The organism is Prochlorococcus sp. MIT 1306 (assembly GCF_047304515.1).
GTDB lineage: Bacteria > Cyanobacteriota > Cyanobacteriia > PCC-6307 > Cyanobiaceae > Prochlorococcus > Prochlorococcus marinus_D.
Map to the genome: position 1 here is coordinate 2174028 of NZ_CP138959.1, position 15721 is coordinate 2189748.

General features: G+C 55.2%; 15 protein-coding genes. 8 read left to right on the top strand and 7 right to left on the bottom strand.

Going from position 1 to position 15721, the window contains the following annotated elements; translation table 11 throughout:
* Nucleotides 1–13 precede the first annotated feature (13 nt).
* From mnmG to SIB74_RS10885, 4 genes are all read left to right on the top strand, one after another.
* Nucleotides 14–1975, top strand: a complete 1962-nt coding sequence (gene mnmG, locus SIB74_RS10870) for a tRNA uridine-5-carboxymethylaminomethyl(34) synthesis enzyme MnmG (RefSeq protein WP_063396623.1) — start codon at nucleotides 14–16, stop codon at nucleotides 1973–1975.
* 25 nt (nucleotides 1976–2000) lie between these two features.
* Complete coding sequence (locus SIB74_RS10875; RefSeq protein ID WP_063396622.1) at nucleotides 2001–2684, top strand: hypothetical protein; 684 nt, start codon at nucleotides 2001–2003, stop codon at nucleotides 2682–2684.
* Between the two features lie 17 nt (nucleotides 2685–2701).
* Nucleotides 2702–3280 carry a chorismate lyase gene (locus SIB74_RS10880; RefSeq protein WP_169190004.1) on the top strand — a complete coding sequence of 193 codons (579 nt, stop codon included), beginning with the start codon at nucleotides 2702–2704 and terminating at the stop codon, nucleotides 3278–3280.
* 87 nt (nucleotides 3281–3367) lie between these two features.
* Complete coding sequence (locus tag SIB74_RS10885; RefSeq protein WP_063396621.1) at nucleotides 3368–3817, top strand: hypothetical protein; 450 nt, start codon at nucleotides 3368–3370, stop codon at nucleotides 3815–3817.
* A 15-nt stretch (nucleotides 3818–3832) separates the two neighbouring features.
* On the opposite strand, the gene SIB74_RS10890 is transcribed toward SIB74_RS10885, so the two are convergent.
* A complete protein-coding gene (locus tag SIB74_RS10890; RefSeq protein WP_063396620.1) occupies nucleotides 3833–4354 on the bottom strand; it encodes a hypothetical protein in 522 nt (173 codons plus the stop codon).
* Between the two features lie 105 nt (nucleotides 4355–4459).
* On the bottom strand, nucleotides 4460–5008 hold the full coding sequence (locus SIB74_RS10895; protein ID WP_011131546.1) for a SprT family zinc-dependent metalloprotease: 549 nt from the start codon (nucleotides 5006–5008) through the stop codon (nucleotides 4460–4462).
* A 121-nt stretch (nucleotides 5009–5129) separates the two neighbouring features.
* Between SIB74_RS10895 and SIB74_RS10900 the strand changes: the two genes are divergently transcribed.
* The 3 genes from SIB74_RS10900 to SIB74_RS10910 are packed head-to-tail and all read left to right on the top strand — an operon-like array spanning nucleotide 5130 to nucleotide 7883.
* Nucleotides 5130–5549 carry a hypothetical protein gene (locus tag SIB74_RS10900; protein ID WP_063396619.1) on the top strand — a complete coding sequence of 140 codons (420 nt, stop codon included), beginning with the start codon at nucleotides 5130–5132 and terminating at the stop codon, nucleotides 5547–5549.
* A 24-nt stretch (nucleotides 5550–5573) separates the two neighbouring features.
* Nucleotides 5574–7664, top strand: a complete 2091-nt coding sequence (gene ligA, locus SIB74_RS10905; protein WP_063396618.1) for an NAD-dependent DNA ligase LigA — start codon at nucleotides 5574–5576, stop codon at nucleotides 7662–7664.
* Nucleotides 7665–7703: 39 nt separating this feature from the next.
* On the top strand, nucleotides 7704–7883 hold the full coding sequence (locus SIB74_RS10910) for a hypothetical protein (RefSeq protein WP_011131549.1): 180 nt from the start codon (nucleotides 7704–7706) through the stop codon (nucleotides 7881–7883).
* On the opposite strand, the gene SIB74_RS10915 is transcribed toward SIB74_RS10910, so the two are convergent.
* Entirely contained in the window at nucleotides 7859–8515 is a 657-nt protein-coding gene (locus tag SIB74_RS10915; RefSeq protein WP_197463331.1) for a TVP38/TMEM64 family protein, read from the bottom strand. The two genes, SIB74_RS10910 and SIB74_RS10915, sit on opposite strands and share 25 nt — an antisense overlap.
* 25 nt (nucleotides 8516–8540) lie before the next feature.
* Between SIB74_RS10915 and SIB74_RS10920 the strand changes: the two genes are divergently transcribed.
* The gene (locus tag SIB74_RS10920) at nucleotides 8541–10250 is read left to right on the top strand and encodes a BBE domain-containing protein (RefSeq protein ID WP_063396617.1); all 1710 of its coding nucleotides are present in this window, start codon (nucleotides 8541–8543) and stop codon (nucleotides 10248–10250) included.
* Between the two features lie 37 nt (nucleotides 10251–10287).
* Here the strand turns inward: SIB74_RS10920 and SIB74_RS10925 are convergent, their stop codons facing one another.
* Genes SIB74_RS10925 through SIB74_RS10940 form a run of 4 tightly spaced genes read right to left on the bottom strand, consistent with a single transcriptional unit; the run spans nucleotide 10288 to nucleotide 15661 of the window.
* Nucleotides 10288–11076, bottom strand: coding sequence for an ABC transporter permease (locus tag SIB74_RS10925; protein ID WP_011131552.1), 789 nt, complete (start codon nucleotides 11074–11076; stop codon nucleotides 10288–10290).
* Between the two features lies 1 nt (nucleotide 11077).
* Complete coding sequence (locus SIB74_RS10930) at nucleotides 11078–11875, bottom strand: ABC transporter permease (RefSeq protein ID WP_011827480.1); 798 nt, start codon at nucleotides 11873–11875, stop codon at nucleotides 11078–11080.
* Nucleotides 11872–12849 (bottom strand): ATP-binding cassette domain-containing protein, encoded by a 978-nt coding sequence (locus SIB74_RS10935; protein ID WP_063396952.1) that lies wholly within the window; start codon nucleotides 12847–12849, stop codon nucleotides 11872–11874. Before SIB74_RS10935 ends, SIB74_RS10930 begins: the two co-directional genes overlap by 4 nt.
* Before the next feature lie 4 nt (nucleotides 12850–12853).
* Complete coding sequence (locus SIB74_RS10940; RefSeq protein WP_369818048.1) at nucleotides 12854–15661, bottom strand: valine--tRNA ligase; 2808 nt, start codon at nucleotides 15659–15661, stop codon at nucleotides 12854–12856.
* Nucleotides 15662–15721 lie beyond the last annotated feature (60 nt).

Consider the following 15721-nt stretch of genomic DNA (forward strand, 5'->3'; position numbering starts at 1 on the left):
CGTCACGGGCCCCATGCCCTTTAGTGCTCCCCCAACCGAACACTTCGACGTCATCGTCGTCGGCGGTGGTCACGCCGGTTGTGAAGCCGCGCTGACAGCAGCACGACTGGGGCTTTCTACTGCCTTGTTCACCCTCAACCTCGATCGGATTGCATGGCAACCATGTAATCCCGCAGTGGGAGGGCCAGCCAAGAGTCAACTCGTGCATGAAGTCGATGCCCTTGGGGGGGTCATCGGACGCCTGGCCGATGCGACGGCGCTGCAAAAACGTGTGCTGAATGCAAGCCGCGGCCCTGCGGTCTGGGCCTTACGCGCCCAGACCGACAAACGCCTCTATTCACGCCAAATGCTGCAGTTGCTTCAACAAACAGCCAACCTCTCTCTAAGAGAAGCGATGGTGACTGGCCTCGAAGTCAAAGGTGATCCATCGGGTGGCGGGGAGCACTGGGAGCCAGCTCAAGGACATGCAGCACAAATCACAGGCGTACGGACCTATTTCGGCAGTATTTATCGGGCCCAAGCCGTCGTGCTAACCACCGGCACGTTCCTTGGTGGTCAGATCTGGGTTGGTAATCAATCCATGCCGGCAGGTCGTGCCGGCGAGCAAGCCGCAGAAGGGCTCACCGAAGCCCTCGAGTCACTTGGCTTCCAAACCAATCGCCTCAAGACAGGCACTCCGGCCAGAGTCGATCGACGCAGCATTGCTCTCGATCAACTGGAAGAGCAACCCAGCGATGCCGCTGATCGCTTCTTCTCCTTCGACCCAACCACCTGGGTCAGCGGTGAACAGATGAGCTGCCACATCACCCGCACTACCGCATCAACCCATCAGCTGATCAAAGAGAACCTCGAACTAACGCCTATCTATGGAGGCTTTCTCGACAGCAAAGGGCCGCGTTACTGCCCATCAATCGAAGACAAGATCGTCCGTTTTGCTGACAAAGACTCTCACCAGATTTTTCTCGAACCGGAAGGTCGCGATACGCCAGAAATTTATGTGCAGGGATTCTCCACCGGACTACCTGAGCGGTTGCAACTCGACTTGCTACGCACCCTGCCAGGGCTTGAACAATGCGTCATGCTGCGGCCCGCCTATGCAGTCGATTACGACTATCTTCCCGCCACACAGCTCAGTCCTTCATTGCAAACCAAACGCGTCAAAGGGCTGTTCACTGCTGGGCAACTGAATGGCACAACCGGCTATGAAGAAGCCGCCGCCCAAGGGCTGGTTGCCGGTCTCAATGCAGCCCGTCTCGTCCATGGCCAAGAGCAAGTGCACTTTCCTCGCGAGGGCAGCTATATCGGCACAATGATCGACGATCTTGTCAGCAAGGATCTACACGAGCCTTACCGGGTGCTCACCAGTCGAAGCGAATACCGCCTGATTTTGCGGGGCGACAACGCAGACCGCCGCCTGACGCCTCTGGGCTATCAGCTAGGCCTGATTGATGCACGCCGTTGGCAGCTGTTTCAAAGCAAACAAACCGCTCTAGAGGATGAAAAACAACGACTCGAAAAGCAGCGAATCAAAGCCAGCGATCCAGCCGCACCGGCCCTCGAGGCCAAAACAGGTGCAAAAATCAAAGGATCCATAACTCTGGCCGACCTGCTCCGACGTCCTGGCGTGCATAGTGCTGATCTGATCGAACATGGCCTAGTCGATCCAGAGCTTGCCCTAGGTGTAAGAGAAGGAGCAGAAATTGATATCAAGTACAGCGGTTACCTACAACGGCAGCAACAACAAATTGATCAATTGAAGCGGCAGAGCCAAAGACGCCTGCCTGCAAATCTCGACTACGCCAACATCAGCACCCTCTCTAAGGAAGCCCGCGAAAAACTAACCGCTGTAGGGCCACTCAATTTCGCTCAGGCCAGCCAGATTCCCGGTGTTAGCAAGGCAGATCTCACCGCCCTGTTGGTCTGGCTGGAACTGCAGAAGCGTCGAACCCTCGCCGCCTCTGGTCACGATCGATAACGTTGGATGTCATTGGAAGCCAACGGTGCCCTCTCAGCTCACCACCTCGCGGGCCTACTGGAACCTACGAGCTGAACAGGTGATGGACCGCGTCTTCCACGCGCAAGACAATCATCTGACCTCTGCCAGGCTGCATGTCCACGAATCACTCAAGGCGAAGCCAGCTCAGTGGCAAACTCTTACTCTTACTGGTCTTGCCACTGCGGGGCTAATCAGCAGTGTCTGGCTAGCTCACAACTGGCAGGCCTCCCAAGCCCAGCTTGACCGAGAACGAAATTTGCTAGTCATGGAGCGGCTCAGAAAGTTACCCGCCGCATCTCGAACGACCACCGAAGAACCCAGCAACAGCTCAAGCATTCGCGCCCAAAACACAAACGCTGAGCTGGCAGTCCTTCCCCAAACTCCGCTTGATCCTGATTGGGTCCAAAGCTTGGAGCCTGTCATCGTTCCCATCGGCGAAGAAACGTTCTCCAGCCACTCAAGTCACTTGCAGGACAATGCCAGCGAAGTCCCCGTACTGGTAGGTGTAGTGCATGGCCCTAAAGGCAGCAGCTCAGCAATCTTTCAGCTGAAGCAAACATCTACCTCCGCAAAACCCGGAGAGAACATCGGTAGCAGCAACTGGCGCTTGGACTCTGTCAACGCCAATGGTGCCGTCATCAACAGTCAAGGTCAGCAACGTCAGCTCAACATTGGAGGCGCCTTCTGAACCAGACACCCTCAGGACTGATCTCACCAGCACGGGTCTGGGACGCCCCTAGCAAGGCAGTGCTCTCTGGTGAAGGCCCCTGGCAACTGCCCGGACCCTGGCGATTGATGCTGCTTGGGGATGGCAGCCCAACCCGCCACCTGAGACTGCTCACAGGCCATGAAGTGCAAGTCAACCTCATTGCCATGCAACCGGAACCCAATCCTGATGCAACAGCCCCGCAGGAAGTTCGCGAACTCAAACCGCCTTTACTAAGGCGCCAGGTGTGGTTGATCTGCGACTCCCATACCCTGGCCTGGGCGGAAAGCTGGTGGAATTTCGATGAGGCCGAAAAGCATCTCCACAATCGCAATCAACCCATCTGGGACAGTCTCACAAAAGGCCGTTCCGAACTGTTTCGTGAAGTCGACGGACTGGGCCTTGTCGCTGCCGATTGGCTCGAATCCGCATTCGGCCAAACAGGGCCATTTTGGAGCCGGCATTATCGCTTCTTTCGCCAAGAGCGTGAACTAACAGTGATCCGAGAAGTTTTCAGCCCTGAGCTCGAGAAATGGCTCGGACCCACTCCACGACAAGAGCTTCAACTCTGTTCATGACCAGAGCTCTGGATTTGTCGATTTTTAACTTGACAACTTGCCAACTCTTGTGCTTTCGGGAAGATTATTAAAGCGGTTCCCCTCTCCATGGCACCCTCCCCAAGCTGGCTGAGCCTCACTGATCTGGGACGCATCTACGGCATCTCAGCGATCAATTGCGGCCGAGCTCTACAACTGCAGGGCTTGCGCGATCGACATGGACGACCAACTCCAGGAGCCCTTGAGACTGGTGCAGCCCATAAGCACGGTCCACAAACCCCTCCACGCACAGCTCTCTGGAACGCAAAAATCTGCAAAGGCTTGCTTGAGAAAAGCGGCTACCAACCCATCAACCGAACACTTCAGGTGGAGCAATGGGCCGAACTACTTGAGGCCCTTGAAGAGGGATCGCCCTCCATCAATACAACAGCCGAGCAAATGGCTGAAGATCTACCTGAAGAACTGGTAGGTGATGTCAATGATCAACTCGCACAGCGAGGCTGCCATTTTCGCGTAGCGCTCAAAACACATCAGGCATATTTCAGCGCTGCAGCCTGATTGAATCGCGCACGCTCAATCGCGCCGACGACTGGAACGCGGCAAAGGTCGCCGCTCAAGGGGTCGCTTCAATGATTCTGATGCGCTTCGGTTGGAAGCGGCCTCAGGATTAAGCCGCTCTGATGGGCGACGCTGCCAACGATCAACCTGGAAGGTGGACTCATCGGGCCAATCATCCTCATGAGGCACAACCTCACTGCGAGAAGACGCAGGTTGAATCAAAGGGGGAACACGGCGAGAGATCGCTTCCAGTGGTCGCTTCACTCGCATTTCAGTGGACTGAGGCTCAGACTGCCAAGGCTCCAGCCAACCATCGTCCTCGTCCTCTTCCAACAACCATTCAAGCTTGTCACCCACCCAGCGACCAACCGTTCCCAAGCTCGCAGCGGAAGGACGGTCTGTACGACCAGATCCACGCTGTCCAGGGCGGGTGCCGGCCACACCATCAACCAACTGACGACCTGTCTCAAGCCACTGATCCAAACGACGATCCAAGGGATCCCTGGACCTTTGGCGACGTTGACGACGTGTATCCATGCATCGACGTTACCGGCGCCGCCGGTGCAACCACTGCTCCCGTTGCCAACCGATTAGGGCAATCGAGACCCCACTGACCTGAAGCACCCAGAAAAACATGTCCACTCAGGCCTCCGGTAACGCAGGTTCATAGACGAACACACAGCTGGCATGCCAGCTACCCCCATAGTGACGGTCGCAACATTGCCGACAAGCAGCGCGATGAACACGTCGCTGATAAGGAGAACGAAGACCACAGCGAGGGCAAACCGCCCACCACCGCGGCGGCGTTTGAGGCACGGGAAACTGATGGCGCACACTCACCTGAAACTGGTTCTGGGCAGCGTTAATGGCGGCCATCCGGGCATGAAAGTTGGGGCCATGACTCTCCTTAACCTGCAGTACAAGATCAATCCAGGCATGGATCATTTCGTGGCAAAGAGTGCTTTCAGTAGCGGTCTGAGGCAGAAGCTCCAGCAACGGACGAGAAAGAACAATCTCGCAGCTGTTGCGGCCGTCAACCCTTAAGCCACGACGATAAAAACCTGCTGTCTTGCGCAATCGACCATCACTCCACCGCACAGACAGAAGAGGCTGAGATCCAATCGCTAGGGCGCCATTGAAATATTCCCTATTGAAGCGATGAAACAGCGGCAGCAGAGGCACCAGAGGCATTAATGCGCGTGGGGTAGGCCCTTAAATCAAGCTTTGACAGTCTGCCCACTTCACACAATCGCTGAAGAGCCATATTTCTGAAGTCGGTCAGTCAGACTCTCTTGTCAATTGCATCAAGATGATGGATCTAGCCCTGGCACGGGACATTGGGACCAAAGCCCTACTAGCTGGCGCTGGAGCCCTACTGCTCTACTGGACCATCACGGCCGTCAGGCTGGTCTTCAGTGCAAGGGGCATCAACCCCTTGGTCAAGCAGTTCTTCACTCAGGTCGCGGCAGGTCGGATTGATGCTGCCTACCTACTCACCACCAAGACCTATCGGCAGCACGTCAACAGACAACAATTCATCCGCTTCCTGGCCAGTCTGAAACTCAACCGATATCGCAACCTCAAATCCGGTCGACCTAGGCTCCAAGAAGGTCAGGTCATCCTCACCATCAAACTCAAATCTGATGGTAAAGATGAATTAAAAATGGATTTCACATTCAGCAAGATTGACGATTCATGGCGAGTCGATCGCATTGTGCCCCTCAATTCATGACCAATCGTTCTTAAGACAGCTGCGGTGACCCCGACGTCGATAACACCCCCAGAGCGGGCAGCCGAACTACGCCAACTACTCAATCAGGCCGCCCACTCTTACTACGTACTTGATACACCAACGATGGAGGATGCCGTCTACGACCGCCTCTATCGCGAGCTACTGAACCTAGAAGCTAAAGATTCATCGCTACTCACCCCAGACAGCCCCACCCAAAGGATTGGTGGAGCCCCTGCTCAAGGCTTTGCAAGTGTTCAGCATCGCATCCCATTACTCAGCCTCGACAATGCTTTCAATGTTGACGAACTAACGGGCTGGTACGTCCGACTCGCCAAGCTGCTTGGTCATCAAACCAACCCGAAAACGCCTCAACCTGATCTATCGATGGTGGGCGAACTGAAGATCGATGGCAACGCGCTAGCCCTCAGCTACGAACACGGCGTACTCATACGCGCAGCCACCCGCGGTGATGGCGCTAATGGAGAGGAGATCACAGCCAACGTCCGCACCATTGCCTCCATTCCGCTGCGATTACAACTCGTGCATCCTCCAGCCTGGCTGGAAGTGCGAGGAGAAGCGTTTATCCCGAATAGCACCTTTGCAGACATCAACACTGCCCGAGGAAAACGGGGCGACGTAGCCTTTGCCAACCCCCGCAATGCCTGTGCCGGCACGTTGCGTCAACTAGATCCCAAGGTGGTGGCCTCACGTCAGCTGGACTTCTTTGCCTACACCCTGCATCTACCAGACAACTGGCAAGCGAAAGCTCATGATCCAGCCAGACCCATCAACCAATGGGCAGCATTGCAATGGCTCCAGGCCATCGGCTTCAAAGTGAATCCAAACACCGCGTTGCTTGCGGATTTAACTGCGGTAGAAAACTTCTTCAAGCTCTGGGATGAGGATCGCCATCAACTTCCATACGCCACCGACGGAGTAGTCGTAAAGCTCAACGACTTACAACTACAAGAAACTGCAGGCTTTACTCAAAAGGCCCCACGTTGGGCGATTGCACTCAAATACGCCGCTGAAGAAGCCCCAAGCAAATTGCTAAGACTCACCTGCCAGGTGGGACGCACAGGCGCCGTAACACCTGTGGCTGAATTCGAAGCGATACCACTAGCGGGTACAAGTGTGAGCCGCGCCACACTGCACAACGCCAATCGGGTCAGCGAGCTCGATCTCCATAGCGGCGACACCATCGTGGTGCGCAAGGCCGGCGAAATCATCCCGGAAGTGATAGGTGTGTTGAGAGAACTACGACCTGCAGGAGCACAGACACTCAAGCTGCCTCATATCTGTCCGGAATGCCGATCAGACCTGGTGCGGGAAGAAGACGAAGCAGCAACACGCTGTGTCAACAGCAGCTGCCCAGCGATCCTGCGCGGAACACTACGTCACTGGGTCAGTAAAGGAGCTCTGGATGTAGATGGCCTCGGCAGCAAGCTGATCGAACAGCTGGTCAACCGCGGTCTAGTGCAATCGATTGCTGACCTCTATGCCCTCGAGGCAAGCCTTCTGGCAAGCATGGATCGTATGGGCAGTAAATCAACAGCAAACCTGATAACCGCCCTGCAAGCCTCCAAAAGCAAGCCCTGGCATAAGCAGCTCTACGGCCTAGGCATCCACCACGTCGGCGAAGTCAACGCTAAAGCCCTAGCTAAAAAGTTCCCCAGCGCCACCACACTGGCCACCGCCGCCTGCAAGGCACCCGAACAAATCACGTCAGTGTTCGGAGTCGGCAACGAAATTGCGCAGTCATTACAACAATGGTTTGCTACCCCCGCCAATCAACAGCTTCTGGCCAAGTTGAAACAGCTAGGCATCTCCCTGGAAGCCAATGAAGACGAGCTCGCTCACGACACAGATCAAAACCAAAGAACGGTCAGCTTGGAGGGCCAAACCTTTGTATTAACAGGCACTCTGCCAACCCTGAGCCGCAGCGAAGCCCAAGCTCTGATCGAAGCCGCCGGTGGCAAAGTCAATAGCTCTGTCAGCAAAAACACCAGTTATGTGGTGGCTGGAGTTGAAGCGGGCAGCAAGCTGAACAAGGCCGAGAAACTTGAAGTCACGGTCCTTAACCAGGAGGAGCTGCTCAAACTTTTGGCCAGCTGAAGTTCTCCATCCCTAGGCTTTGAATCACTGCATAAGAGCATGAGCCAAGCCAACATCAACACCTGGATCAAAACAGCCTGCGGACGTGCCAAATATGCAGATCTGGCTCAACGCACTGGGGTGCTTGCACGCCTCCGGCTGAGCTGGTTCGTGTTCTTTGCCGCCCTCAAAGACTGGCAGCTAGACAACCCAGATCAACTGGATGGCTCGGAATCCTGAAGAGCTCGCTTAGCTGCAAGGCCTACCAGCCATACCACCACAACCGTGGCCAACACCCCAACAATCCTGAGAGTCCAGGTGGCCGGGTCAGCCTGGCCAGAGAGGACATCGCCAAATCGCGCCACATCTCCAGCCAGTGCACCAAAACCACAAAACAAAATAGTGCCGGGAAGAATGCCGATCAAACCGATCGAATAGTCCCGCAGGCTCACCTCACTGAGGCCATATGCCAGGTTGAGCACACTAAAAGGGAACGCCGGAGACAGGCGGGTTAAGAGCACCAACTTGAGCCCCTCACGACTCACGGCCTTCTCAACAGCCTGCAGTTTTGGCACAACTGCCAAGCGACGTCGAGCCCAATTCCTTAGCCAGTAACGTCCAAGCAGAAAGGATGCCTCTGCACCCAGACAGGCGCCGACAAACACCAGCAAACTGCCTAACCCAGTCCCGAAGAGCGCACCTGCAAGCATCGAGGCCCAGACCCCTGGCAGCAACAAGGTGACCCAAACTGCATAGAGAGGCACAAATAGAACTGCACCAATAGGTGTCTGCAAGAAAGGCAGCCAAGACTCCAACCAAGTCCCTGGATCAATCAACACAAGCAATCTGCATGCAACACCAATACCTCTCATACTCAAGATTCATGCTGAGTTGGCGATGCGTCGGCGCAAACTTCTGCAGCAAGCCTCGTTGGCCACTCTCTCCGCCCTAGGCCTACCAGCACTTTGGCGACAAGCCAAAGCTAAAAACACAACAGCAGCCATCAAGGAATTACAACGACGCCTCGGCACTCGTCTGATCAGGCCCAAACTTCCCTGGGCAAACCTACTAGCGAAAACCCCAGTCCCCGTGGAACTCAAAAATCCCTGGGCACTGAGCAGCCAAGCTGGCGGCACTCAATCAACCGGCATGGTGGGCGCCTGGACTGCGCAAGCCAGTCATAACGCTGTGCGTGTTGGCAGCAAAGCAGACGTTGCCACTGCTGTAGATGTGGCCCGACTCCACAACTTGCGCTTAGTGATCAAAGGCATGGGTGGCGATTACTTCGGACGCTCGAGCGGACCGCCAAACTCCCTGCTGATCTGGACCCATGACCTCAACGCAATCACAACACATCAAAGCTTCACCCCAGAAGGTGCTCCTGCTTCTCAGCCACCAGTCACTGCCCTCACCGTCAGCGCTGGCAATGCCTGGCTCCACGCCTATCAAGCAGCAACTGCCGCCGGGCTCTATGTGCAGGGCGGAGGGTGCACAACCGTAGGAGCATGTGGAGGCTTTAGCCAAGGAGGTGGCTTTGGTAGCTACTCCAAACGCTTCGGCAGTGGAGCCGCCGGTGTGCTGCAAATGGAGGTCGTGACCGCCGATGGTCAGTTGCGTACCGTCAACGCCTTCCAAGAACCAGACCTCTGCTGGGCCCTAAAAGGTGGAGGTGGTGGCACCTACGGAGTCGTAGTCAGCCAAACTTTGCTCGCCCATCCGATACCTCGACTCGATGGCTGGATCTCCGGCTGGATAGAAGCAAGCGACGATGGCGCCCTTGAAGAGTTGCTGACGAATTACCTAGAACTGGTTCAAAAGGCCCTGATCAATCCCAACTGGGGAGAAGGTGTCGTGATTGAGCCAGGCCAAAGACGTCTACAGATCATGACGTCATTTATCGACCTCGAGGCCAACGAAGCTGAAGCCATCTGGACACCCTTACTAACGCAATTGAAAAGCAAGCCACATGCCTTCGACGTTCAAGTCAATTTCCATGCCGTGCCGTTTGAGAACAAATGGCGACCTCAAGCAGATGCTGTGCATTGGGATCGCCGAGATGGGGCACCATCAGGACAATTCTGGTGGAAAGGAAACCAAAATGAAGTAGGTGCTTACTGGGGTGGCTACCAGGGCCGAGGTGTACCCATGAGTGCTCTAGAAGGCGAATCACTACACCGATTAGCGAAAGCATTCGTAAGCGCAAGCCGCACCAGTTTCTTACTGTTCCAGACCAGCAAAGGCCTCGCTGGAATCTCTCCGGAAGCTGAATCCCGTCAGCGACAAACGTCAATGAACCCGGCTGTACTCAATGATGCCGGCTACGTCACACTCGCAAATTGGACGCAATACCGCTACCCGGGCATCAGCGGCCATCAGCCAAACCCAAGAGAAAGCCTCAAGCAACAACAGGATGTGGATCGTGCCATGGCCTTCATTCGCGCCGCCACCCCTGGCGGCAGCTCCTATGTGAATGAAGGGAATTTCTTCGAACCAAACTGGAAGCAGGAGTTCTGGGGCCCGAACTACGAGCGCCTTCTGCGTATCAAGCGACGTTACGACCCAACCAATCTTTTCCGAGTACACCATGGGGTCGGAAGCGACACCTAAATCCAAGCCTCAAACCAATGCCCACCGACAAGACACATCAACTCGAAGCTGATGTGTAATAGCGCAAAGCGAACAACCAAAAAGCCCGGCTTCCAACAAAAAAAATCACAGCCAAAAACATTCCCAAAGCCAACATCGGCATGGCCGCACGACCAAGAATGACCTCTGCTGGAACCGTAGTCAAAAAAGCAACCGGTAACACCAACGTGAACACCAAGCGCAGAGTCGGTGGATAAGCACTCACTGGGAACCGACCGGAAGCCAGCACGGCCCGTAGCACTTCAGTGGCATTCCAGGTCTTCACGAACCAGATGCTCGTGGCAGCAATCACAAACCACAGGGCATAGAGAATCACACCGCCTACACAAAGCATCAAAACAGCGACCAATACTGTGCCAAGGCTGAAAGATGCGCCTGCCCGGGATGCAGCCCAGACGATCAAAACCAACCCCAACCCCATTTCCGGAAGGCCCGCCGGCGCCATGATGCGTAGCGAGACCCAAAACTGGCTGTCGATCGGCTTCAACAGCACAAAATCCAAAGTGCCCTCACGCACGTGGGTGACAATCGCACCGAGGTTTGGTCGTAGCCAGGTGCTGGAAACACCATCCAAAAAGGTGTAAATGCCCTGAACCACAAGGGCAGCTTCCCAACTCCAACCACCCAGATCTCGCCCCTGTCCAAAGAACACAGACAGCACAAAGATGCTGCCAGCCAAACTGCCGACCATGGCCAGCAAATCGATCAGCATGTTGGCCTGATACTCCAACTGCCCAGCCAATGCCGTGCCCCAAAAACGCTTCAGGCTGAGTAAGTAGCGCCCCATCTCAAGCCCCCATCGCTGTATAGCGACGCACCCCAGCGCGCCAAGCCATCAAAACCAAAGGCAGCAATAACGCTACCCAAAACAACTGAGCCGCAAAGCCGGCTACAAAGTCAACAGGCAAACCCGCCAGAACCCGTGCCGGAAAATCAATCAGATAGGGAAACGGCGTCCAGAAACAAACCGTACGCGCCGCATCTGGGAACGCAGCAAGAGGGACCAACCAACCAGAAAAATAGAGATATGGAATCAGCAGCAACCGCTCCAAAGCACTAGCCTTCTCACTCCAAAAGCAAAGTGCGGCAATCAAACTCTGTAGCAAAAAATTGATACTGAAAGCGAGCAAGATGGCCAGACAGGCCAACAAAAATTGGCCAAGCGACGGCAACCAAAAAGACGTTGGATAAAGCAGGAAAAAAATAGCTGCTATCCCAATAGAAAAAGGAAAGCGAGTGACTCGTTCAGCCACATGAGCAGCCACATAACGCCAAAGTGGATGCAAAGGCTGGAGCAAAAAGGGAGATAAACGCCCGAGCAAGGCATCCTCCTCAAAGGCAAAAACCACCCAAACCACGGAAAACTGACGCACCATGAAGACGCTGAGGTAATAACGGGCCAAGCCCACCCCCTTGAAGCCCAATGACGCTCCAGCGTCACTTTCACTCCAAAGGCTCAACATGATGAAAGGCAGCACACCGGAGAGAGCCCAAAGGGCAATCTCAGCGCGATACTGAACCATGTTGGCGTGCTGAGAAGCCAACAAGGCCCTCACCACCGGCCAAGACAGGCCAGCGATCTTCATACAACCCTCCCCTTACGAAAAAGGCTGCCAATCAATTCATCGATCGGTGGATCATTAACTTCAAGATCCAAAACATCAAAATTGGCCAGCAGACGTGCCACAACCTCAGTGAGCTCACTGCGTGAAACCAGAAGACGCACGGCTCGATCATCCAGTGCTTCCAACTCGCCATAACCGACGAAGTCTTCCGGGGAAGCTGACCGATTGAGCTCAAGACGAACCTGACGGAAGGGAGACAGGCTCGTGGCTAATGCATCAAGGTCACCATCGTGAATGAGCTCTCCTTGATGAATCAATAACACCCTCGAACACAAAGCCGTGATGTCGGCCATGTAGTGACTTGTCAGCAAAACCGTTGCGCCCGTTTGACGGTTGTACTCGGCCAGGAAACTACGCACCCTCGCCTGAGCATTCACATCCAAGCCAAGAGTCGGTTCATCAAGAAAAAGCACCGAGGGACGATGCAATAGGGCAGCTAATAACTCAGCCTTCATGCGCTGTCCAAGGGACAACTTACGCACCGGGCGGGTGAGCTCTTCTGTGATCTCCAACATCTCCGCCAACTCATTAATGCGGTATCGGGCCTCCTTCTCTCCAATGCCATAGACCGCAGCATTGACCGAGAGCGAATCGAGTGGCGGCAAGTCCCAGATCAGCTGCTGCTTCTGACCCATCACCAAAGTGATCTGCTTGAGAAAAGCAGCCTGACGTCGCTGAGGCAGATAGCCAGCGACATGCACCCTTCCTGCACTGGGATGAATTAAGCCGCAAAGCATTTTCAAGGTGGTGGTTTTTCCTGCACCGTTGGCACCAAGGAAGCCCACCATTTCCCCTGGCTGGATGGTGAAGCTCACATCACGAACCGCTTGAACATCATGAGTCTTGCGGCGAAAAAAATGGTTGAGCGTGCCAACAAAACCAGGACTCTTATCCGCGACTTGATAGGTCTTACTGAGCTGCTCTACCTCAATCACCACATCAGCCCAAATCGGACAACCGCTGACGCGCAAGCTCAGCCTGAGCCTCAGCCTCAGCAAGGTTGGATTGGCATTCTTCAACGACGTTCGGCGGAGCTTTAATTGCGAAATTCGGATTGGCCAAGCGACCCGCCAGACCAGCAATCTCTTTCTCTGCCTTAGCTAAATCCTTCTCCAAGCGACCCCTAAGAGCATCCAGATCCACCAATCCATCGATGGGCAGTAGCACTTGCAACTCTCCACTAACTCCGGCTAAGCAGCGCTGCGTCAGATCAGCACTGGTCGCCACCACCACGCTCTCAGCACGCGTGAGAGCTGTGATATCCGCAGTCGCCTCCTCTAACAAAGCGGCCAGCTCACGGCGGCCTGTAATGAATTGAACCGGCACCGTCTGAGCTGGCTTCAGACCAGCAACTGCACGCAAATTACGCACCACCCGGATGGCCTCAATCAGCTCAGTAAACGACAACTCAAGAGCGTCATCAAGAGATGATTTGTTGCTTGCTGGCCAGCTTTGCAAAGCCAAAAAAGTATCTTTGGGAGCACCAGTTAACCCATGCCAAAGTTCCTCGCTCAAATGAGGCATTAATGGGTGAAGCATCACCAATAGATCAGCAAGCACCTTGGCCAACACCTGACGAGCTGTGCCCTGATCCGCCAAAACTTCATCACTGGGATCTTCACCCGGATGTAGCCGTCGTTTACTCAGCTCTAAATACCAGTCGCAAATATCGTTCCAAGCGAACTCATAAAGGCATTTAGCCGCCTCACCAAGGCGATAACTGTCGTAGCGCTCAGCAACATCGCGAGTCATGCGAGCTAGGCGCGAAAGAATCCAACGATCCGCGAGCTGCAAGCTCGCAGGATCAGGCTCACCCAGCGATGACGGCGTCTCTCCACCCAGATTCATCAGGGCAAAACGAGTGGCATTCCAGAGCTTATTAGCGAAGTTCCGGGCCGCCTCCACCGTCGCAGAGGTGTCGCTCTTGCGGTCGTAATCCAGGCGGATGTCTTGACCAGCTCCAGCAACTTCACGCACCAGGGCAAAGCGCAGAGCATCGGTGCCATACCGCTCGATGAGCAACAACGGATCAATACCATTGCCGGCGCTTTTGCTCATCTTGCGATTCTGCTCATCCCTCACCAGGCCATGGATATAGACATCCGCGAACGGCATGCGACCGGTGAAGGCACCAGCCATCATCGTCATCCTCGCCACCCAGAAAAAGATGATGTCGAACCCTGTGACCAAAGTGCTGGTGGGATACCAACATTCGAGGTCTGCACTCTCTTGATCAGGCCAGCCCATCGTGGAGAAGGGCCAAAGACCACTGGAAAACCAGGTATCAAGAACATCTTCATCCTGCTGGATGACCACAGCCTCTCCAAACTGATCACGAGCCTGCTGCCATGCCTCCTCCTCCGAGCGAGCCACTAGATAAGGAGTGGCATCGGTCAACTGATCGTCAGTCTCACTGACAACAAACCAAGCAGGAATGCGATGGCCCCACCACAGCTGCCGGCTGATGCACCAATCACGAATGTCAGTGAGCCAATCGCGATAGACCTTTTGCCAACGATTGGGTACGAAGCGGGGTGCTCCATGATCAAGACACTCATGGCAACGGGCCGCTAGAGGTTCCATACGCACGAACCACTGAGTGGAAAGCAAAGGCTCCACCGGCACCTTGCCCCGGTCGGAATAAGGAACGCTATGGCGATGGGGCTCCACTTTCACCAATAGGCCCTCCTCCTGCAAGGCCGCCACAACTGCCTTGCGGGCCTCAAAGCGATCCAGCCCCTCAAAACGACCGGCATGACAATTCATGCTTCCGTTTTTGTTCATCACCGTGATCTGAGGCAAGTCGTGCCGCCGTCCAATCGCAAAATCGTTGGGGTCATGGGCGGGTGTCACCTTGACGCAACCAGTCCCGAAATCCTGATCCACATGATCATCAGCAATCACGGGAATCTCTCGCCCCAGCAGGGGCAATGTGAGGGTTTGACCCACCAAATGGCGATAACGCTCGTCGGCCGGATTCACCGCAACAGCCACATCGCCAAGCATGGTTTCAGGGCGAGTTGTGGCCACTTCAAGATGAGTAGTGCCATCCGCGGCCGGGCCACCCGTTAGGGGGTAGCGCAAGTGCCACAGATGACCATCGACTTCCTTCATCTCAACCTCCAAGTCGCTCACTGCCGATCCGGAAGCCGGGCACCAATTCACGAGGTACTCACCTCGATAGATCAAGCCCTGCTCATGTAAGCGAACAAAAGCTTCACGGACAGCCGCACTGAGACCTTCATCCAACGTGAAGCGCTGACGCTGCCAGTCAACCGAGTAACCCAAGCGGCGAAGCTGATCAACAATCCGCCCACCGCTTTCCTCCTTCCAGGCCCAGGCGCGTTCAAGAAAGGCCTCCCGGCCTAAGTCATAACGACTGATCGCTTCAGCCTTGAGCTGCTTTTCAAGGATTGTCTGCACAGCAATCGATGCGTGATCGGTCCCAGGCAGACAGAGCACATTTTTTCCTTGCAAGCGCTGAAAACGCACGATTGTGTCGATCAGAGCCGTATTGAAGGCATGCCCCATATGCAAACTGCCGGTCACGTTCGGAGGGGGGATCACCACCGAAAAAGGCTCGCCTGCAGCCTGTGGGTCAGGGTGAAAAGCACCACTCTCCTCCCATGCGCACTGCCAGCGACTCTCCGTACCAGCTGGGTCGTAGGTCTTAGCAAGGGCATCAGCCGCCTGAACAAAGGCTGGGTCTGCGGCGCTCAGCTCAGTCACGATGGAAGTGGACGGCATGCGAACCATGCTCGCAAAAGGCCGCGGCGCATCCATGACGGCTCGAAACCATCACCCGCA

Bases quoted from the DNA above. Each gene is read 5' to 3' on its own strand.
- SIB74_RS10915 (WP_197463331.1), bottom strand. From the start codon at position 8,515: ATGAGAGGTATTGGTGTTGCATGCAGATTGCTTGTGTTGATTGATCCA.
- SIB74_RS10925 (WP_011131552.1), bottom strand. From the start codon at position 11,076: ATGGGGCGCTACTTACTCAGCCTGAAGCGTTTTTGGGGCACGGCATTG.
- SIB74_RS10890 (WP_063396620.1), bottom strand. From the start codon at position 4,354: ATGGATACACGTCGTCAACGTCGCCAAAGGTCCAGGGATCCCTTGGAT.
- mnmG (WP_063396623.1), top strand. From the start codon at position 14: ATGCCCTTTAGTGCTCCCCCAACCGAACACTTCGACGTCATCGTCGTC.
- SIB74_RS10900 (WP_063396619.1), top strand. From the start codon at position 5,130: ATGGATCTAGCCCTGGCACGGGACATTGGGACCAAAGCCCTACTAGCT.
- SIB74_RS10885 (WP_063396621.1), top strand. From the start codon at position 3,368: ATGGCACCCTCCCCAAGCTGGCTGAGCCTCACTGATCTGGGACGCATC.
- SIB74_RS10920 (WP_063396617.1), top strand. From the start codon at position 8,541: ATGCGTCGGCGCAAACTTCTGCAGCAAGCCTCGTTGGCCACTCTCTCC.
- SIB74_RS10940 (WP_369818048.1), bottom strand. From the start codon at position 15,661: ATGCCGTCCACTTCCATCGTGACTGAGCTGAGCGCCGCAGACCCAGCC.
- SIB74_RS10930 (WP_011827480.1), bottom strand. From the start codon at position 11,875: ATGAAGATCGCTGGCCTGTCTTGGCCGGTGGTGAGGGCCTTGTTGGCT.
- SIB74_RS10910 (WP_011131549.1), top strand. From the start codon at position 7,704: ATGAGCCAAGCCAACATCAACACCTGGATCAAAACAGCCTGCGGACGT.
- SIB74_RS10895 (WP_011131546.1), bottom strand. From the start codon at position 5,008: ATGCCTCTGGTGCCTCTGCTGCCGCTGTTTCATCGCTTCAATAGGGAA.